This is a genomic window from Spirosoma litoris, assembly GCF_054776755.1.
The window spans coordinates 1-18,950 of the sequence record NZ_BAAHBI010000070.1; the positions used below are offsets into that span (position 1 = coordinate 1).

An 18,950-nucleotide genomic window follows, 5' to 3' on the forward strand; every position below is an offset into this window, starting at 1 on the left:
TATCATAACTTTACACGGTTAGTGTCAAGCTATTTCAGGGCGATACATTCTGTTGTATAAGTGCAATTATGTTAGCCTGAGTGATAGTTACTCATGTATACTTTACTCTCTGACCATAATCTGAACTAGCTTCGAGTTGTCTAGCTTCTGGGTCTGTCCTTGTTTGGTTTGTAGCTCTACATCATCAAACTGAACCAAGAACCGATCCCCCACTTTAGCCTCTTTAAATAAGGTAGCGATGCCTCCATCGCTTGGCCAAGTAATAAAGCCTACTCGTCTTATGTCCCGGACTAAGTTCAGGGTAGCCTTATGAATTAACACCTCGTGTTTTAGTTGAGGGTATTCTTGCTGGCTTTTTGGAGTAAGCTGGCCGATTAAGTGGATTGCTTTAGTACCCACGGGAATGCCTTGAGTAAGTTCTAGCGGTTTGCCATCGGCCAGTATTGTCACATCATAATTGGGATTTTGAGCTAGACAAGAACCGGAAACGGTTAAAGTGGCCAGTGTTATCAGCAGAAAAAGGATGAATAAAGGGCGCATGAGATAGGATGTTTAAGTGGAACCTATCTACGAAACGAAGCTAATTAATAATTCTTTTACTCCAGCTCAGCTTTTGAACTACGAATTTAGTTGTCGGTTTAAATGTCGTCAGTCAAGTTTGATTTTTGTTATATAATCAAACGTTATTCTTTTTAAACACAAAAAAGCCCGACCATCACTAGCCGGGCTTTCTTTGCTATTCTATTTTTATCCGTTAACGTTATCTGAGCTGATTTTCGCGCCCAGATATTCACGGTTCATGCGGGCAATGTGATCGAGTGAAATCGATTTTGGACACTCAACCGAGCAAGCGCCGGTGAATGAACAAGCACCGAAACCTTCGGCATCCATTTGCGCCACCATGCGTTCAGCCCGCTCTTTGTGCTCCGACTGACCTTGTGGCAGAATGGCCAATTGGGATACTTTCGCCGATACGAACAGCATAGCCGATGCATTTTTACAAGCCGCTACGCAGGCACCGCAACCAATACAGGCCGCAGCGTCCATTGCTTCATCGGCAATGGTACGAGGAATCAGGATTTCGTTGGCATCACGGGCCGAACCGGTATTCACCGACACGTAACCACCCGACTGGATAATCCGGTCGAAAGCGGACCGGTCAACCATCAGGTCTTTAATAACCGGGAACGAGCGGGCCCGCCAGGGTTCTACCACAATGGTATCGCCATCGTTAAACGAACGCATGTGCAACTGACAGGTAGTAGCCCCTGTTTGCGGGCCGTGCGGACGTCCATTAATGTACATCGAACACGTACCGCAGATACCCTCCCGGCAATCGTGGTCGAACGTAACAGGATCTTCGCCTTTCCGGGTCAGCGAGTCATTCAGTACGTCGAACATCTCCAGAAACGACATATCTTCCGATACGTTATCCAGTTGATATTCGACCAGTTTTCCGGCGGTATTGCTATTTTTCTGTCTCCAGACTTTTAGGTTAATTTTCATCTTTGACGGGTTTACGGTTTACGGTATTTAGTTTACGGTGGGCTGACGCAAAAAGTTGCTTTCGCATTATTTCGCCGTAAACCAAATACCATAAACCCATCACTTATTTATAACTCCGCTGTGTCAGTTTTACATTTTCAAACTCAAGTACTTCTTTGTTGAGTACTTCAGGTTTACCTTCACCCTGATACTCCCAGGCAGCTACGTAGGCGTAATGTTCATCGTCACGCAAAGCCTCGCCGTCGGGCGTCTGGTATTCCTCACGAAAGTGACCACCACACGATTCGTTCCGGTTCAGCGCATCATCGACCATCAGTTCACCCAACTCCATGAAGTCGGCCACGCGAGCAGCTTGTTCAAGCGCCTGGTTCATTTCGTCGGCATCGCCCAGCACTTTCACATTGCTCCAGAACTCTTTTTTCAGCGCCTGAATCTTCTGCTTTGCAATGGCCAACCCTTCGGCTGTGCGCGACATACCGCAGTACTCCCACATGATGTGGCCCAGTTCTTTATGCAGATCATCGACAGGACGGTCGCCTTTAATAGATAACAGACGGGTAATCTGGTCCTGAACTTTCTTCTCCGCTTCTTTGAAAGCGGGCGAATCGACAGGGATTTTATCCGCAGGGCCGATAGTGGCCAGATAATCACCGATGGTGTATGGAATTACAAAATAACCGTCGGCCAGACCTTGCATCAGTGCCGATGCACCGAGTCGGTTAGCACCGTGATCTGAGAAGTTCGCTTCGCCAAGGGCATACAAACCAGGGATCGTGGTCATCAGGTTGTAGTCAACCCACAAACCGCCCATCGTGTAGTGAACCGCCGGATAAATCATCATTGGCGTTTCGTACGGGTTTTCGCCAGTGATTTTTTCGTACATCTCGAACAGGTTACCATATTTGGCTTCAATGGTTTTTTGACCGTCGCGTTTGATCGCATCGGCGAAGTCGAGATAAACAGCCAGACCGGTTTTCGCTACGCCACGGCCTTCGTCGCAAACGTATTTAGCGTTCCGCGAAGCCACATCGCGAGGAACCAGGTTACCGAACGATGGATACCGGCGTTCGAGGAAGTAGTCACGCGCTTCGTCGGGCAGATCGGTTGGTTTCAACTGACCTTTCCGAATTTTTTCAGCGTCTTCTTTGGTTTTCGGCGCCCAAACCCGGCCATCGTTCCGCAACGATTCCGACATCAGCGTCAGTTTCGATTGATAGTGGCCCGATACCGGAATACAGGTTGGGTGGATCTGGGTGAAGCAAGGGTTTCCAAAAAACGCACCTTTTTTGTGGGCTTTCCAGGCAGCGGTTACGTTACAACCCATCGCATTCGTCGAGAGGTAAAACACGTTACCATAACCACCTGTGCAAAGCAACACTGCGTGCCCTGAATGCGATTCGATCTTACCCGTGATCAGGTTCCGAACCACAATACCCCGTGCTTTGCCCCCCTCAACAACCAGGTCGAGCATTTCGGTACGTGGGTATAGTTTTACTTTTCCGGTCGATACCTGGCGGCTCAACGCCGAGTAAGCGCCTAACAGTAGCTGCTGCCCCGTTTGACCACGCGCATAAAACGTACGCGACACCTGCGAACCGCCGAACGACCGGTTGGCCAGTGTACCACCGTATTCACGAGCAAACGGAACACCCTGCGCTACGCATTGGTCAATGATATTTACACTGACTTCGGCCAGCCGATGTACGTTGCCCTCACGAGCGCGGTAGTCACCGCCTTTGATGGTGTCATAGAACAAACGGAACACGCTGTCGCCGTCGTTCTGGTAATTTTTAGCCGCGTTGATACCACCTTGAGCCGCAATCGAGTGCGCCCGACGTGGACTATCCTGAAAACAGAACGCCTTTACGTTATAGCCCAACTCTGCCAGCGACGCAGCCGCCGAAGCACCAGCCAGACCCGTACCTACTACAATAATATCGTATTTACGTTTGTTGGCCGGGTTGACCAGTTTCAACGCAAATTTATGCCGTGCCCATTTTTCGGCTAAAGGACCTGCGGGGATTTTAGATTCCAGTGTCATGCTTTAAAGAGCGAAAGACTGAAAGAGCGAAAGAGCGAAGATTAAGTCGCCATTGAATGAAAAGGTGAATTACCTACAGTGGTCAATTCGCAATTCACTCTTTCGCTCTTTCACTCTTTAAATAATATGGTGAACCTGTAAATACACGTAAATCGGCATGGCCGCAAAGGCTGCCGGAATGATGATAGCGAAGAAAAATTTACCCAGGAACTCGATAGCTGGGGTATATTTCTTGTGCCGGATACCCAATGTCTGAAAGCCGCTTTGAAAACCATGCGCCAGGTGATAACCCAAGGCTACCATACAGATAACATACAGGGCTACATACCACAGTTCGCCAAAGGCAGCCTGCACAACTGTGTACAGGTCTTTGTACTCTTTCCCATCATATTCGGCTACAGGAACTGCCCCGAAGTGCATTTCGAACCAGAATGTACGCATGTGTACGACGATGAAAAACAGCAGGATAGACCCCAGGATACCCATGTTACGAGACGACCAATCGCTGTTTGCTTCTGGCTTGCTATACGCATACTTGATAGGGCGTGATGCCTGATTATGGCGCGTCAGAATAAACGCCATCAGAGCATGTACCAGAATAGAGGTATAAAGCAGGTAAGAAACGGTCTTGATCAGCGGATTGTGCGTCATGAAGTACGTATACTCATTGAAGGCCCGTCCGCCATCACCCTTAAACAGCTGGAGGTTACCAGCCATATGTACAATTAAAAAAGAACATAAAAACAGTCCCGTCAGCGACATAATGACCTTGCGGCCGAGGGAGCTGGACAGAGTTTGTGTTACCCAAGCCATACGGTGAACGACACGAAAATTTAGTGTAAACGATTGAAGAAAAGCCGCTTTAAACGGCGCATCAAAGCTAAAGCACAAACGCCACGGAAACAAGGTTAAGCGGTATTATCCGCCTTTTTATAACTTAATTTACAGCCGGTATAAATTAGTTGATTACAATAGGTTGTCGTTTTTTGTAATCAGTATAATTTTTCCAGAAAATCTTTGTCCTGATCGTATTTATAGCGTTCAATCCAAGACTGTCAGCCAGCCTGCAAAAACTATAACCAATCTGATAACCCCTAAAAATCAGCGGTCTATTTCGGCCAGATTAGTTTGACAACGGGCTGTGGTAGTCCATTGTTTATCCATAGTACGCACTAACGACAGCTCATCCCCAAATTGACATAAATTCCTCGTAGTCAAAAACTTAAACAGTAGCGTACGATTTCCCGTTTGAAGAACGACAATTATCCCGCTATTTTCGCACCCTTTGACCATTTCACCAGTCAACAGAATTTCATTATGAATGCATACGTATTTCCAGGCCAGGGTTCGCAGTTTCGCGGTATGGGCCAGGACCTCTACCAGAACTCCGACGCTGCCCGCCAATTGTTCGATCAGGCAAATCAGGTGCTGGGCTACGACCTGACCAAAATCATGTTTGAAGGTTCCGACGAAGACCTGAAACAAACCATTTATACGCAACCTGCCGTTTTTCTGCATGGTGTTGTCATGGCCCTCACCACCGATTCATTTGTCCCAGAAATGGTGGCGGGTCACTCGCTTGGTGAATTGTCGGCGCTTACAGCAGCGGGTGTATTGTCATTCGAAGATGGTCTTCGGTTGGCGTCAATTCGGGCAACGGCCATGCAACGTGCCTGCGAGTTAGCCCCATCGACTATGGCTGCCGTACTGGGCTTGGCCGACGCGGCTATTGAAGAAGTATGTGCGGGCATCACCGAAGAGATTGTGGTTCCTGCCAACTACAATTGTCCTGGTCAGGTAGTCATTTCGGGAAGCGTAGCTGGCATCCAACTAGCCGAAGAGCGCCTGAAGGCTGCCGGAGCCAAGCGGGTTGTGCCGCTGGCAGTAAGTGGCGCTTTCCACTCCCCGTTTATGGAGCCCGCCCGAAACGAATTTGCTGAAGCCGTGAAAACAATGACCTTCAACGCACCGCGCTGCCCCGTTTATCAGAACGTCAATGCGGAAGCCGTAACGGACCCTCAGCAAATTAAAGAAAACCTGATTGCTCAACTTACATCACCCGTTCGATGGACCCAATCCGTTGAACGTATGGTGGCTGATGGTGCGACCAGCTTTTTTGAGTGCGGACCTGGCAAAGTTCTTCAGGGATTAATCAAAAAGATTAGCCCTGCTACGCCTGTAGCCAGTATTTAACAAACAAATAGGTTTCTGTAAATCAGGAAGTAATCTATTTTGTTGAGCAAAAAACTTATTTTTTTTGAGCTAGTATTTGTTTTTAAACCCATTCATCGGTTATCTTTGCACTCGCAATTGCAAAAGCAGCCCGATAGTATAAGGGTAGTACAACAGATTTTGGTTCTGTTTGTCTAGGTTCGAATCCTGGTCGGGCTACTACAAAAACGCTTAATTGACTATTCATCAGTCGGTTAAGCGTTTTTTGTTTTTAGCTTAAAACACACCTTTCATGTGGTTGTAGCGGTTCATTTTTCGCTAACAAATTACCCGTCATTCCTCCTTTCTTCACCCAAAGCCTTTCAGCGATCACTGGCAAAAGTCCCTTTTTTTTCGTATAATGCGGTTTGTCACCTCCCACTCATCGTCATTATATGGAATTATACTATTCATTTTCAGTCCTCATTGTTCTAACCGCTATATTCTCTTACGTCAACGAACGCTTCTTAAAATTGCCGCCTACTATCGGTATTATGCTGATGGCTATGGTGGTTTCGGTAGCCCTGGTTATTACGGGGAATATCTTCCCAAACCTGTTCGATAGTTTCTCGCGTTTTATAGCCAATCTGGATTTTACCGAAATCCTGATGGGCGCCATGCTCAACTTTCTGCTTTTTGCAGGCGCTATTCATGTACGACTCAAAGACCTTCAGGAGCAGCGTGCACCCATTATTGTTTTCTCGACAATCAGTGTGATTATATCGACGTTACTGGTGGGCGTTTTAACGTATTTCCTATTACCATTTTTCCGGCTGAATGTTCCTTTAATTCAATGCCTGGTTTTTGGTGCCTTAATCTCGCCAACCGATCCGATTGCCGTATTGGGCATTCTGAAAAAAGCGGGTGTGCGCAAATCGCTGGAAACAAAGGTCGCGGGCGAATCCCTGTTTAATGATGGCGTGGCCGTTGTGGTATTTGTCGTTTTATTGCAGCTGGCCCAGGGGTCGGATGTCGATCTATCGTTTGGTAACATCTCCTGGCTGCTCATTAAGGAAGCGCTCGGCGGTTTCGGTATGGGGCTGCTGATTGGGTATGTTGGCTCTAAGGCTATGCAGAAAATCGACAGTGCCAATGTATCGGCGTTAATTACGCTGGCCGTGGTTATGGGCGGGTATTTAGTGGCCCGTGCTATGCATATCTCGGGGCCATTAACGATGGTTGCGGCCGGATTAGTGGTTGGTAACTTCGGGAAAGCCACCCGTATTTCCGTGAATACCCGCGATTATCTGGATAAGTTTTGGGAGTTAATCGATGAGATCATGAACGCTATTCTTTTCCTGATTATTGGGTTTGAATTGCTCTTGATCCCGCACATTATGAATTACTGGCTGGTAGGAATTATCAGCATCGCCGTGGTGCTATTCGCCCGATTCATTTCGATATGGGTTCCAACCTTACTTATTCCCTTCGATACAAAATTTGATCGACGAACGATTACTATTCTGGTATGGGGTGGTTTACGTGGTGGCGTTTCTGTGGCACTGGCATTATCTATCGACGAAGACCTAAATAAGAACCTGTTTTTGTCAATCACTTATTTCATTGTTGTTTTCTCCGTTATGGTGCAAGGGTTGACAGTGAGCAAGCTTACAAGTCCGAAGAAATCTCTTGAAATTTCGGAAGCGCAGTAACAGAATTTTTGAGTCCCGCCTATTTATAGACCACTGAGTACTCTTGGGAAAGGGAATTGGGCAGCCGATTTTGGCCGAACCACAACTTGAATTCGGGATTAGACATAGCCCGAATTGATTTTAACGTATAAAGCGAGCAAAATCCTGTAGGGATAAAACAGCGCAGTGTCTGTAGAAATATCTCCATGTGTAGAGAACGCGTGCCGTCAGGTACACAATAGTTATGTACCTGACGGCAAATTTTGCCCTAAAAACCAAATTCTTCTTTCTACCAACGCTTCGCTGTGAAGGCCCTACGGGCCATAATTCACATTAAAAGCTTTATCGACTTGGCTTTGAGATTCCTCCTATCGTTGGAATAGCAGAAATCAGTTTTTAATACCTGTTACAATACGCTAATTCTTGAACAATACGTAAAAGTAAATTTCGGTTCGACGTTCAAATCCCATAGCTTCGTAGACACCAATAGCCCGCGTATTATCGGATCGGACATGCAGGTAAGGCGTGCCCGCATTGGCCTGAATTCGATATATTTGATTGAGAATAAGTTGTCGGGCATATCCTTTACCCAGATAATCGGGATGCGTACAGACCGCGCTAATTTCGGCAAAGTCAAACGCGTGTAACCGCTGGCCAGTCATCGCCACCAGCGCATCGCCGTCAAAAATTCCTTCGTAATGGCCAAACTCAATTGTTCTCCGCGAAAAAGGCCCCGGATTCGTCAATTTAGTTAAGGCCAACATCTGAGGCACGTGCTGCTCGGTTAAGGACACAATTGGTGCCGTTGGCGGAACAGGGTCAACATGTTTCGTATAAACCATCTGAAAACCATCTATCCGGTTCAGTATTTTCCAGCTTTCGGGAATTGCTAGCGGCTCGTCGGCAATTAAAATAATCGCGCTATCAGACGGGGCAATTTGGTGCAAGTGGTCAAAGTTTTCCGGGGTATTTTCCCGAATACCCACAAAGGGCGACACTTCTGCGACAAAATACTTGGCGGTTTCAGTTCCTACAGACAATTGACGATTGCCGGAACACAGTGCATTCCAGGCTGGATTATCCAGAATATGTTTCATTAGGTAATTAATAATGGGCACGCTCAATCCCTATACGATGAACTCTACCTTATGGAAGGCTAAACGCACGCTTAGGAAATAGGGTTCTATACGGCCCAAAACTGCGTTTTTACCTAACAGGCCCAAAATACAGGAATGATTTGTGATCCTGGAACGGCAAATCTCATCAGTAAACAGGTCGGACATTCCTCTTTTCAGGCAATACAACGGGAAACACAGTATCATGAAAAATCTGGTTCTGCTCTTAATGCTGGTTGGTTTGACCAGCTCGATCGAACACAAAGAACTTACTTGGGTAGCCATCGGCGATTCGATTACCTACCTGAATGAGCATAAAGATGAAACCGGAAATCGAATTACGAAAGGGTATATGACCCGAGTAACGGAGGAATTGCCTTACATAAAGTACATCAATCAGGGCCACAATGGCTGGACTTCGGGCGGCATTGCAAAGGCTGTCGAAACATTAGGCCTGACTAAAGCAGATGTTTATTCGATCTTTTTGGGCACAAATGACTGGTGGTCGGGTCGGCCTTTAGGTCGCCTGGACGATTATCAACGCAATACGGGTAATAACACCGTCTATGGCTCATTCCGCATCATTGTCGATAAACTCCGAAGTTTAAATCCGAAGGCACCAATTATTCTGATCACGCCCATGCAGCGAGTCGATTTCGTTTATCTGGCGAATTTCAAAAATAACGCCTATGGATCGTACAAAGCTAAAAATGGCCAATACCTCGAAGCTTTCGCCAACGCAATCGATTCAATTGGTCGCTTTGACCATTTCCCTGTGGTTGATCTCTATCACCTAAAAGGCTTAGAGGCCCAAAAGCTGGTTAAGTATAAACGACTGAAAGATCCCAAAAGCGGGATTTACACCAACTATCCATATCCGAAATTCATTGATATTCCCTTTAATCCCGAAACGGATGAGTACCCCTATCCAGTTGAATCAATTGATAAAACCTACGATGGGTTGCATCCTTCCGATAAAGGCTATGAACTCATTAGCCGACAGCTGGTTAAGATCATGAAACGGTATTAACCGGAACCGACAGGTCATCATCCTGAAACATGTTCCGATCAAGCTTGCTAAACAAAGACGTAACCATGAATCGATTTACGCTCATTATCACACTGCTGGTCTGTAGCATTTCGGCAACCTTTGCCCAGCAGCCTACATCAACAACGGCACCAGCAGCTCCACCTATGCGATTAACCAGTTCGGCTTTTCCAGATGGTGGAGTTATCCCGATCAAGTTTACTCAGGCGGCTCCCGGTGCAGCTCCAGGCGGAGGGACGTCACCGGAGTTAAGCTGGACCAACGTTCCGGCAGGTACGCAGAGTTTTATCCTTCATATGCACGATGTGGATGTAAGCCGCAACAAAAGCATTGATGACAATCTTCACTGGCTGGTCTGGAATATTCCGGCCAACCTCACAGGGCTGCCCGAAGGGATTCCTGGCGGGGCACAATTACCGGATGGCAGCTATCAGATGAATGTATTCACGCCGTCCTATCGTGGGCCAGGCGCGGCTGCTTCGGGGCCTTTGCATCATTACATATTTGAACTCTACGCGTTGGATACGAAACTCGATGTGAAGCCTAGTGCCGAAGGGTCCGAAACCCGTCAGAATGTTATGAAAGCAATTCAGAATCACGTACTTGGCAAGGCAGCTTACGTAGGATTATTTAAGCGGCCTCAGTAACTAATCATTGAGTCGAACTAATTAATTTCTTTTTATTCTCACCGGGTTAAAACCCGGCGCAGTTCATTTTTCTGTGTTTTTGCGCCGGGTTTTAACCCGGTGAGAATAAAAAAGCTACTTAAACGCGACATTAAAGCTGCCTTCAGTCAACGTACTTTTGATTGTACCGGATGCATCATAGGTCGTAAAGCTAAATGTGCCGATCACATTGGTAGCCGTCTTCTTCGTAATCGTGACGGTTCCTGTGCCACCATTTCGGGTCGAGAAGTCATATTGATTAACGGTCATAATACCAAGATTGACCGTGTTAATCGGGAAGGTGCCTTCGCCAACGGTTTTAGGTAACAAAAGGGCAACCAGATTTCCGGTTTTACTGTCGAGGCCATAAATCCCGTAGTAAGTATCATCAGCTGGCGAGCTGGCCAGCGCATAGTTTAAGTCAGGTGTATACACATATCCATCTACCTTAACCTGAAAACCCGCTGCGACCTGAGTGGTCGACTGTGTAGGGGTAGTTGGGGTTGTGGGAGTAGTCGGGGTCGTGGTGGTCTGCGTTTGAGCAGGCATTACGTCATCTGGTTTTTTGCTGCACGCGCTAAGTGTAGAAATGATGGCAAACAGGGCAATTACATACGTAGTTTTCATGACTGAATAATTGGTTGTTTTGTGAGTGATTTTTAGGAAAAGCCGATGGTTTAGGCGGCCTTGTTTTCCGTTGATGAATCAAACCTACAACAACCCGAAGGCCCTCATTAAGGCAACTATACAGGAAGCGGCTTTGGCTTTAAGAGCGGTGGGCACCAGTACACAAGTGGCGAAGAATAGACATAGGCTCTACTTTTATTATCTGATACTCAACACCCTAATGACTTACGCCTGTTCGAGGAAGTGTTATGTCGCTGTTTTCAGGCATGGCTACCGGCTGAATGAACGGGTGTTTTATTTCCGGGAAAGCGTTTTGAATTGACGCATGGATGCGCACAATGGCCTGATTGATGGCGTCGGTTGTTAATTCAGCGTGGAAATTTACGCTCTGCACTAAGGTGATTTCTTCTGGGCCGAGATAGATTGTCGCAATTTGAACCGTCTTTAGAACCGCCGGATCGGCCTCAGTCAAGGCCACTAACTGGGCTGACAGTTGCGGAGAAACCCCTTCACCCAAAAGTAAACTTTTGCTTTCACGCGCCAGAACAACGGCTACGCTGACCAGCAACAAGCCAATGAGAATCGACGCCAGCCCATCCAGATAGGGGTTGTTAAAGGTATGCCCTAAAAACACGCCTAGAAAGGCAATGATTAGCCCTAAGACATCCGACGCATCTTCAAACAGAATCGTGAACGTAGCCGAGTCTTTACTATCTTTTATAGCCGCCCAGAGCGATTGATCACCACGGGTGGCATTGAAAGCCCGCCAGGCCGTAATCAGGGAATAACCATCTAACGTAAAGGCAACCCCCAATACAATATAGTTCCAGAACGGGTCTTTGATCAATTCTGGGTGTTGCATATGGGTTACACCTTCATAAAAGGAAACGCCCCCACCTACGGCAAAAATGAGGAGTGCCACTACATAAGCCCAGAAATATTGCTCCCGTCCATACCCAAATGGACGCTTTTGATCGGGTGGACGTTGACTTCGGCTAAGCCCCAACAGCAGCAACAACTCATTCAGCGTATCGACCAACGAATGAATCCCTTCCGAAATCATCGCCGAACTTCCTGTAATACTGGCAGCAATAAACTTAGTGGTGGCAATACCTAAATTAGCGGCTAACGCCGTGTAGATTGGTGTTTTAGAAGAGGCCATAGTGTTGAAACTGAACCCGGTTTCAGATGTTCAAACCTCAAACTACTTCTTTTTGGTGGATAATGGCACGTATGGTACGGACTCGCGTTCGCGTGGTGTCAGGCTGAAGAACCTGACACCACGCGAATCACGAGACGAAAGCCACGGGAAAGCAATTACGCTACAAGCCTGAACTTGTGAAATTATACACACCTGATCCAATTTTCAGCACTACATAACCAGGTTCGGTACCGGATGCTGTTAACCCTGCGGCTGATATCGATTTACCATTCTCCAGAACAGATTCCGCATTTTTGGCCGGGACATAAACGGTGGCTATCGTATTGGCTGGAATTTCAACGGTGAGCGACAAATTATCTGCTTCCTTTTTCCAGCTCGACCGAACCGTGCCGTAATACGTTTGCAAACTGGCACTCGCCGATGTTAAGCCTCCACCCGGTTGTGGCTTAATGATCGTGTGTTTATAACCGGGTCCGGTTTCGTCGGTATCAATGCCGGTAATGGTTCGATACATCCAGTCGCCAACGGCTCCGTATGCATAGTGGTTGAACGATGTCATAGATGGGCTCTGGAAAGTGCTGTCGGGTTTCATTGAATCCCAGCGCTCCCAGATCGTCGTGGCTCCCATTTTCACCGGATATAACCACGATGGGTACGTTTCCTGCAACAGCAACTTGTAAGCCACATCGGTCCGGCCAAAACGAGTTAATACATGGCATAGGAAAGGCGTACCCAGAAAGCCAGTGGTTAAGTGGTTGTTATATTTTTTGACATTGCCAACCAATCGATCCACTGCTTGCGGGCGTAAGTTTTCTGGAATCATGTCGAATTGTAAGGCCAGTACATAAGCGGTTTGGGTATCCGAAATCAGACGCCCACTTGGGGTCATATAAGCATTCTGGAAGGCTTTCTTAATCCGTTCCAGAAGGGCCGTATAATGGGCGGCATCCTCGGTTTTACCTACTAACGTAGCCGCTTTTCGCATCAGATCGGTGCTGTAGGCGTAAAAACATTGCGCTACTAAATGATTGTCGGTGAAGGCCGATTTAGCCTCAAAAGCCGGACTACCTTCCGTTGTCACGTAAGAAAGCCAGTCGCCAAACTGGAAGCCTTCACTCCAGAGGTCGTTCTTCGCTACATGTTCCATATAACCTTCGTATGCTTTCATGGTGGGATACTGCTGCTCCACTATACGCCGATCACCGTAAGCCAGGTACATATTCCAGGGAATGATGATGCTCGCATCCGACCAGCCTGCTGCACCTGCTGGTTCATCTTTAACCGGACGTTTATTCAGCACATCTGGAATGATAAACGGAACCGCCCCGTTCGGAAACTGATCGGCGGTAACGTCTTTGAGCCACTTGGCGAAGAAATTATTGACGCCAAAGTTGAAAGCCGCCGTTCGGGAAAACACCTCCGCATCGCCGGTCCAGCCCAGACGTTCGTCCCGCTGCGGACAGTCGGTGGGTACGTCCAGAAAGTTACCCCGTTGGCCCCATTGAATATTGCTTTGTAGCTGATTGACCAGCGCATTTGAGGTAGTGAACTCGCCCGTTTTCGGAATGTCGGAATACAGCGTTATCGCGGTAAAATCAGCGGGATTAATTGGCCCGGTCAACCCATTGATCTGTACGTAGCGAAAGCCGAAAAAGGTAAAATGAGGTTCGAGCGTTTCGGTTCCTCCTTTGAGCAGATAGGTTGCCAGTGCTTTTGCTGTGCGCAGGTTTTCGAAATAGGGATTACCGAATTTATCGAGCATTTCCACATGCGAAAGCACGACTTTATCCCCAGCCTTTCCAGTTACCTTGAATTTTACCCAACCCACCATATTCTGCCCGAAATCCAGCACGGTCTCGCCTTTGGGCGTCTTGATCACGTTTACGGGTTTTCGGGTTTCGTGCTGCTCAACCAGTTCGTTATAATTGGCTACCAGATTCGTGTACCCAAACGGTTTCATTGTTACACCCGACCAATCGGAATCGGAGTATTCTGCGGTTGTCCAGCCTGTTTTTTCAAGTCGGGAATCATAGATTTCACCGTCATAGATTTCGGCAAAACGAACGGGGCCTGTCGATGATTTCCAGCTCTCATCGGTAATAACTGTCTCTGTACTTCCGTCGGTATACGTAATAGCCAGTTGCCCCAATAACGCCAGATTTTTGCCGTACATATTCCGTTGGTTCTCCCAAACCAATCGGCCCCGATACCAGCCGCTGGCCAACGAAACACCAATCGCATTCTTGCCTTGATTCAGCAGATTCGTAATATCGTAAGTCTGATACTGAAGGTGGTTGTTATAGCTTGTCCAGCCGGGTGTCAGATAGGCATCACCAACGCGTTTTCCGTTTATCTGGGCTTCGTAGAGGCCATGCGCCGTGATGGATAAAGTAGCCGAACGCACTTTCTTCGATGCCGAAAATACTTTCCGCATCAGTGGGCTAGGCCGATTAAGAGTGTCTTCCACATAGCCCGGCTCGATCCATTTGGCTTTCCAATTTTCGGCAGACAACATACCCGTTTGCCAAAACGCTACCGGGCTCCAGGTCGATGGCTTGGTCGACGTGTTGTCCCAAATACGGACCTGCCAGAAATACCGCTGACCCGGCTTTAGGGCAGCCCCCGCATAAGGCACATGCACCGATTGATCGGAGGCCACTCGTCCTGACTGCCAGACTGACCCTTTAGCTACCGAAGCAGCGTCGGTACTGATCCGTATTTCGTAAGCGACTTGTTGAACATTCTGTTTCGTAGCAATCAGCTGCCAACTAAACCGAGGGGTGGCCACATCTAAGCCAATGGGGTTGACTCGATTTTCAGTTAGCAGTTGTTGAACGCTCGATTGGGCAAAAACCCAGCTACTAAGCAATTGGAGTACGACAAAAAAGGAAAGGAAAGGTTTCATGCAGACGATAAAGGGGACAAACTATATAATTTTTCAAATGTAAAACGTGTCGATACAGAGACTTCCCTATACCTTCCTACTTTTAGCCAGCGTCTTAGTATTAAATAAGTGCAACTAAGTTTATACCTAGTTAGTAAAGGATTGCGTATAGTTTACGTTATTTTAGACGGCCTGTTCACAAACTATTTTTTATTTTCCAAGTATATATCCTAGAAATCCTGTGCCGAATCTAGCTAAACGAATGAGGTTAAAGATTTTATGAGCACCCTGCTAAAAAATTGACAAGTTGTAAGAATTGGGTGCTCGCAGTACGTAAATGACTTTACCACCATCAGACAAACACAATATGCCATTAAGCCCTCTGCCTAAATCACCAACCGGGATTAATGGCCTGGATGAAATAACAAATGGAGGACTACCAGCCGGACGCCCAACCCTTATTTGTGGTGGTGCTGGTAGTGGCAAAACCTTGTTCTCAATGGAATTTATTGTTCGGGGAGCAATGGATTATAATGAGCCGGGTGTCTTTATGGCCTTTGAGGAGAAAACCGAAGAACTGACCCAAAACGTGGCATCATTGGGTTTTGACCTCGCTCAGCTTCAAAAAGACAAACTCATCAAGCTCGACCACGTTCACATTGAACGAAGCGAAATAGAAGAAACTGGCGAGTATGATCTGGATGGTTTATTTATTCGCTTAGGTTATGCCATTGATAGCATAGGTGCCAAACGGGTTGTGTTGGATACAATCGAAAATCTGTTTGCGGGCCTGTCTAATCAGGGAATTTTGCGAGCAGAATTGCGACGATTGTTCGAGTGGTTGAAAGAAAAGAAAGTAACCACTATCATTACGGGGGAAAAAGGCGAAGGTATGTTAACTCGCCACGGTCTCGAAGAGTATGTCTCCGACTGTGTCATTTTGCTCGATCACCGGATCAATAATCAAATCTCGACCCGCCTTCTTCGTATTGTCAAATATCGGGGCTCCGTACATGGCACCAATGAATATCCATTTTTAATTAACGAGAAGGGTATTTCGGTACTGCCCGTTACGTCCCTGACACTGAATCACCCCGTCTCTTCCGAACGTGTCTCATCTGGCATACCTACGCTGGATAAAATGCTGGATAGCCAGGGCTTTTTCCGGGGCAGCAGTATTCTGGTTTCGGGCACTGCTGGTACCGGTAAAACCAGTATCGCAGCCTCGTTTGCCGATGCATCCTGCCAGCGGAACGAGCGCTGTATTTATTTTGCTTTTGAAGAGTCTTCTCAGCAGATCATCCGAAACATGCGATCTATTGGGCTTGATCTTCAAAAACATATCGACAATGGCTTATTGAAATTCCAGTCATCCAGACCGACGTTGAATGGTCTGGAAATGCACCTGGTAAGCATTCATAACCAAATTAAAGAATTCAAGCCAGCAGCCATTATCTTGGACCCAATTACCAATCTGATCACAGTTGGTTCTGTCAGCGATGTCAAGTCGATGCTGATGCGGTTGATCGATTTTTTACAGGCCGAACAAATAACTGTTCTGTTTACAGCGCTTGCCTTGACTAATGTGCTCAATGATCAGACCGACGAAAGTGTTTCATCACTGGTTGACGCCTGGCTCCTCGTTCGGGATATCGAAGCAAACGGCGAACGGAATCGGGGTATGTATGTTATGAAATCCCGAGGTATGAAGCATTCCAATCAGGTGCGGGAATTTGTGATTACCGACAAAGGATTAACGATGATTGATGTTTATTTAGGCCCCGAAGGTGTACTGACTGGATCTGCTCGGGAAACTCAGCAATTACAGGAAGAGACGGGTATAGTTCTACGCGAACATGCGCTCAATCGAAAAGATCGGGAAATTGAACGCAAACGATTGGTACTCGAATCAAAAATAGCCAGCCTGAAAGAAGAGTTCGAATCGATGCAGGATGAGTTAAATAAGACGTATGTTGAGGACGAATTACGCAAAGAGGTGATGGATAAAAATCGCGAACAAATGACTCGTAACCGACATAATGAGTAATTCATTAAGTGTCTCAACTAACTATAGATGAAAACAAAAGAGGAAACCTGGGAGTTGCGACTCTATATTGCCGGAAATACGCCTAAATCGCAAACCGCTCTGAGCAACCTGAAAAAGTATTGCGAAGAGTATTTGAAAGATAAATACATTATTGAGGTAATCGACTTGTTGGTAAAGCCACAGCTCGCCGAAGGAGACCAGATTTTTGCAGTGCCCACCTTAGTAAAAAAAGTGCCTGAACCTATTCGAAAAATCATTGGCGATCTGTCGAATGAAGAGAAAGTTCTGGTAGGCTTAAACATTCGTCCGGCAAGTAAGTAGATGATTGAACCATCACAACCAGAGGATACTAATCCAGATGCCGAAGCCGGTTTCTACGTATTGCATTTATTTGTAACAGGAGCCTCTTTGCATTCGACACGGGCGATTGTACATCTTAAACACATTTGCGAATCGTATATACCAGGAAACTATTCACTGGAAATAATTGATGTGTATCAGCAAAAAGAACTAGCCGAACAGGAGCAACTTATTGCGTTGCCTTTATTGATTAAACGACGGCCCCTACCCGAACGAAGATTGGTCGGTGATCTATCAGACACCGAAAAAGTACTCACCGGATTAGGAATTTCCAGGCAATGAGCATGAATGGGGTGAAAACATACGAGCAACTGCTAGCTGAAAATGAAAGCCTGCGCTGGCAACTCTACGAAGCAACCGAAACCATACAGGCCATTCGTACCGGTCAGATCGATGCCTTAGTTGTGGAGGGCGAAAGTGGGCATGAACTGTACACACTGACAACTGCCGATCATACCTACCGAATCTTTATCGAGACCATGAATGAGGGGGCCGTTACGCTGAATAAAGACGGCCTTATTTTATATAGCAATTCAACGTTTGCCACAATGGTTGATTTGCCCCTATCAAAAGTAATTGGTTTGTCCTTTCATCAATTTGCAGCCCCCGAGCATCAAGCAGCCTTTGATGAATTATTCAAAGGGGCGTGGACGGGTAATCACAAGCTTGAATTGACCCTTGTTGGTAACAACCAAAAATTGGTTCCCTGTCAGCTTTCAGCAACAGACCTTGAACTGGATGGAGGAGTTTGTCTGAGTATAATCCTGACCGATCTGACCGCTCAGAAACACAGCCAGCAACTACTAAGAATTAACAATGAAAAGCTGGCGAAAGCCAATGTCGCGCTGGAAGTTAGTAATCAGGCCCTGAATCGATCCAACAATAATCTTCAGCAGTTTGCCTATATTGCCAGCCATGATTTACAGGAGCCTTTACGAAAGATCCAATCGTTCGGCGATCTTCTGAAAAGCCAGTATAAAGATCAACTAGGCGATGGAATCAGTCATTTGGAGCGAATGCAGATAGCGGCTAGCCGAATGTCGACACTGATCAAAGATTTACTGAGCTTTTCCCGAATCTCGACTCAACAAAACACAACGACCCCCGTTTCGCTGAACGATGTAATCAGCATTGTTCTTAGTGATCTGGAGCTATTAATTCAGGAAACAAGTGCCGTTGTTTCCGTTGACCTGTTGCCCACAATCCAGGGTGACCGATCGCAACTAGAGCAATTGTTCCAAAATCTATTGAGTAATGCCCTCAAGTTTCGCCGTACTGGCGTTACGCCCCAAATTCGAGTCAGCTCTCAAACGGTAGACTCGGCAAAGTTGCCAGCGTCTATAAAACCAATTCTTCAGGCTGATACCTATTACCAGATAAGTGTGTCGGACAATGGTATTGGTTTTGATCAGAAGTATGTCGATCGAATTTTTCAGGTTTTTCAGCGCTTGCATGGCAGGACGGAATTTCCGGGTACAGGTATTGGTCTGGCCATTTGTGAAAAAGTAACCGCTAATCATGGCGGAGCCATTACGGCTATTAGTGAACCTGGCGAAGGCGCTACATTTGAGATCTATTTTCCCATACAGAGTAACATAACATAACCCTAACGATACGAATCAGCACGTTCTCTCAACCCGTTTTACATTCGAA

The 18,950-nt window shown here is 46.7% G+C and carries 16 protein-coding genes and 1 tRNA gene; 9 read left to right on the forward strand and 8 right to left on the reverse strand.

The genetic code is table 11. From position 1 onward, the window contains the following. Positions 1–102 precede the first annotated feature (102 nt). The 4 genes from ACYVGR_RS32915 to ACYVGR_RS32930 form a co-directional block, all read right to left on the reverse strand. Positions 103–540 carry a hypothetical protein gene (locus ACYVGR_RS32915; RefSeq protein ID WP_460964463.1) on the reverse strand — a complete coding sequence of 146 codons (438 nt, stop codon included), beginning with the start codon at positions 538–540 and terminating at the stop codon, positions 103–105. Between the two features lie 207 nt (positions 541–747). Next, positions 748–1,506 (reverse strand): succinate dehydrogenase/fumarate reductase iron-sulfur subunit, encoded by a 759-nt coding sequence (locus tag ACYVGR_RS32920; RefSeq protein WP_460964465.1) that lies wholly within the window; start codon positions 1,504–1,506, stop codon positions 748–750. Positions 1,507–1,609: 103 nt separating this feature from the next. After that, a complete protein-coding gene (locus ACYVGR_RS32925) occupies positions 1,610–3,547 on the reverse strand; it encodes a fumarate reductase/succinate dehydrogenase flavoprotein subunit (protein WP_460964467.1) in 1,938 nt (645 codons plus the stop codon). A 117-nt stretch (positions 3,548–3,664) separates the two neighbouring features. Next, a complete protein-coding gene (locus tag ACYVGR_RS32930) occupies positions 3,665–4,360 on the reverse strand; it encodes a succinate dehydrogenase cytochrome b subunit (protein ID WP_182459180.1) in 696 nt (231 codons plus the stop codon). A gap of 504 nt (positions 4,361–4,864) precedes the next feature. Here ACYVGR_RS32930 and fabD point away from each other — a divergent pair. From fabD to ACYVGR_RS32945, 3 genes are all read left to right on the forward strand, one after another. Beyond that, positions 4,865–5,740: an ACP S-malonyltransferase gene (gene fabD / locus ACYVGR_RS32935; protein ID WP_460964469.1), complete on the forward strand. Its 876-nt coding sequence runs from the start codon at positions 4,865–4,867 to the stop codon at positions 5,738–5,740. A gap of 127 nt (positions 5,741–5,867) precedes the next feature. Continuing rightward, positions 5,868–5,938: transfer RNA gene (locus tag ACYVGR_RS32940), tRNA-Gln, on the forward strand. Between the two features lie 215 nt (positions 5,939–6,153). Then, positions 6,154–7,410 carry a cation:proton antiporter gene (locus tag ACYVGR_RS32945; protein WP_460964471.1) on the forward strand — a complete coding sequence of 419 codons (1,257 nt, stop codon included), beginning with the start codon at positions 6,154–6,156 and terminating at the stop codon, positions 7,408–7,410. Between the two features lie 395 nt (positions 7,411–7,805). On the opposite strand, the gene ACYVGR_RS32950 is transcribed toward ACYVGR_RS32945, so the two are convergent. Further along, entirely contained in the window at positions 7,806–8,486 is a 681-nt protein-coding gene (locus tag ACYVGR_RS32950; protein ID WP_460964473.1) for a GNAT family N-acetyltransferase, read from the reverse strand. A gap of 223 nt (positions 8,487–8,709) precedes the next feature. Here ACYVGR_RS32950 and ACYVGR_RS32955 point away from each other — a divergent pair, with 223 nt between their 5' ends. Beyond that, positions 8,710–9,534, forward strand: a complete 825-nt coding sequence (locus ACYVGR_RS32955) for an SGNH/GDSL hydrolase family protein (protein ID WP_460964475.1) — start codon at positions 8,710–8,712, stop codon at positions 9,532–9,534. A 65-nt stretch (positions 9,535–9,599) separates the two neighbouring features. Continuing rightward, on the forward strand, positions 9,600–10,199 hold the full coding sequence (locus ACYVGR_RS32960) for a YbhB/YbcL family Raf kinase inhibitor-like protein (RefSeq protein ID WP_460964477.1): 600 nt from the start codon (positions 9,600–9,602) through the stop codon (positions 10,197–10,199). Positions 10,200–10,313: 114 nt separating this feature from the next. On the opposite strand, the gene ACYVGR_RS32965 is transcribed toward ACYVGR_RS32960, so the two are convergent. From ACYVGR_RS32965 to ACYVGR_RS32975, 3 genes are all read right to left on the reverse strand, one after another. Further along, complete coding sequence (locus ACYVGR_RS32965) at positions 10,314–10,844, reverse strand: hypothetical protein (protein WP_460964479.1); 531 nt, start codon at positions 10,842–10,844, stop codon at positions 10,314–10,316. Between the two features lie 217 nt (positions 10,845–11,061). Continuing rightward, entirely contained in the window at positions 11,062–12,006 is a 945-nt protein-coding gene (locus ACYVGR_RS32970) for a cation diffusion facilitator family transporter (protein ID WP_460964481.1), read from the reverse strand. Between the two features lie 160 nt (positions 12,007–12,166). Beyond that, positions 12,167–14,911, reverse strand: a complete 2,745-nt coding sequence (locus ACYVGR_RS32975) for a family 78 glycoside hydrolase catalytic domain (RefSeq protein ID WP_460964483.1) — start codon at positions 14,909–14,911, stop codon at positions 12,167–12,169. Between the two features lie 346 nt (positions 14,912–15,257). Here ACYVGR_RS32975 and kaiC point away from each other — a divergent pair, with 346 nt between their 5' ends. Genes kaiC through ACYVGR_RS32995 form a run of 4 tightly spaced genes read left to right on the forward strand, consistent with a single transcriptional unit; the run spans position 15,258 to position 18,901 of the window. Next, the gene (gene kaiC / locus ACYVGR_RS32980) at positions 15,258–16,937 is read left to right on the forward strand and encodes a circadian clock protein KaiC (RefSeq protein ID WP_460964485.1); all 1,680 of its coding nucleotides are present in this window, start codon (positions 15,258–15,260) and stop codon (positions 16,935–16,937) included. 27 nt (positions 16,938–16,964) lie between these two features. Continuing rightward, on the forward strand, positions 16,965–17,258 hold the full coding sequence (locus ACYVGR_RS32985) for a circadian clock KaiB family protein (RefSeq protein ID WP_460964487.1): 294 nt from the start codon (positions 16,965–16,967) through the stop codon (positions 17,256–17,258). Further along, positions 17,259–17,579 (forward strand): circadian clock KaiB family protein, encoded by a 321-nt coding sequence (locus ACYVGR_RS32990; RefSeq protein ID WP_460964489.1) that lies wholly within the window; start codon positions 17,259–17,261, stop codon positions 17,577–17,579. A gap of 2 nt (positions 17,580–17,581) precedes the next feature. Continuing rightward, a complete protein-coding gene (locus ACYVGR_RS32995; protein ID WP_460964491.1) occupies positions 17,582–18,901 on the forward strand; it encodes a sensor histidine kinase in 1,320 nt (439 codons plus the stop codon). The last annotated feature ends 49 nt before the right edge of the window (positions 18,902–18,950 follow it).

Coding starts and splice junctions, on each gene's coding strand:
- ACYVGR_RS32945 (WP_460964471.1), top strand. CDS start 6,154: ATGGAATTATACTATTCATTTTCAGTCCTCATTGTTCTAACCGCTATA.
- ACYVGR_RS32965 (WP_460964479.1), bottom strand. CDS start 10,844: ATGAAAACTACGTATGTAATTGCCCTGTTTGCCATCATTTCTACACTT.
- ACYVGR_RS32955 (WP_460964475.1), top strand. CDS start 8,710: ATGAAAAATCTGGTTCTGCTCTTAATGCTGGTTGGTTTGACCAGCTCG.
- ACYVGR_RS32930 (WP_182459180.1), bottom strand. CDS start 4,360: ATGGCTTGGGTAACACAAACTCTGTCCAGCTCCCTCGGCCGCAAGGTC.
- ACYVGR_RS32985 (WP_460964487.1), top strand. CDS start 16,965: ATGAAAACAAAAGAGGAAACCTGGGAGTTGCGACTCTATATTGCCGGA.
- kaiC (WP_460964485.1), top strand. CDS start 15,258: ATGCCATTAAGCCCTCTGCCTAAATCACCAACCGGGATTAATGGCCTG.
- ACYVGR_RS32950 (WP_460964473.1), bottom strand. CDS start 8,486: ATGAAACATATTCTGGATAATCCAGCCTGGAATGCACTGTGTTCCGGC.
- fabD (WP_460964469.1), top strand. CDS start 4,865: ATGAATGCATACGTATTTCCAGGCCAGGGTTCGCAGTTTCGCGGTATG.
- ACYVGR_RS32995 (WP_460964491.1), top strand. CDS start 17,582: ATGAATGGGGTGAAAACATACGAGCAACTGCTAGCTGAAAATGAAAGC.
- ACYVGR_RS32975 (WP_460964483.1), bottom strand. CDS start 14,911: ATGAAACCTTTCCTTTCCTTTTTTGTCGTACTCCAATTGCTTAGTAGC.
- ACYVGR_RS32925 (WP_460964467.1), bottom strand. CDS start 3,547: ATGACACTGGAATCTAAAATCCCCGCAGGTCCTTTAGCCGAAAAATGG.
- ACYVGR_RS32960 (WP_460964477.1), top strand. CDS start 9,600: ATGAATCGATTTACGCTCATTATCACACTGCTGGTCTGTAGCATTTCG.
- ACYVGR_RS32915 (WP_460964463.1), bottom strand. CDS start 540: ATGCGCCCTTTATTCATCCTTTTTCTGCTGATAACACTGGCCACTTTA.
- ACYVGR_RS32990 (WP_460964489.1), top strand. CDS start 17,259: ATGATTGAACCATCACAACCAGAGGATACTAATCCAGATGCCGAAGCC.
- ACYVGR_RS32920 (WP_460964465.1), bottom strand. CDS start 1,506: ATGAAAATTAACCTAAAAGTCTGGAGACAGAAAAATAGCAATACCGCC.
- ACYVGR_RS32970 (WP_460964481.1), bottom strand. CDS start 12,006: ATGGCCTCTTCTAAAACACCAATCTACACGGCGTTAGCCGCTAATTTA.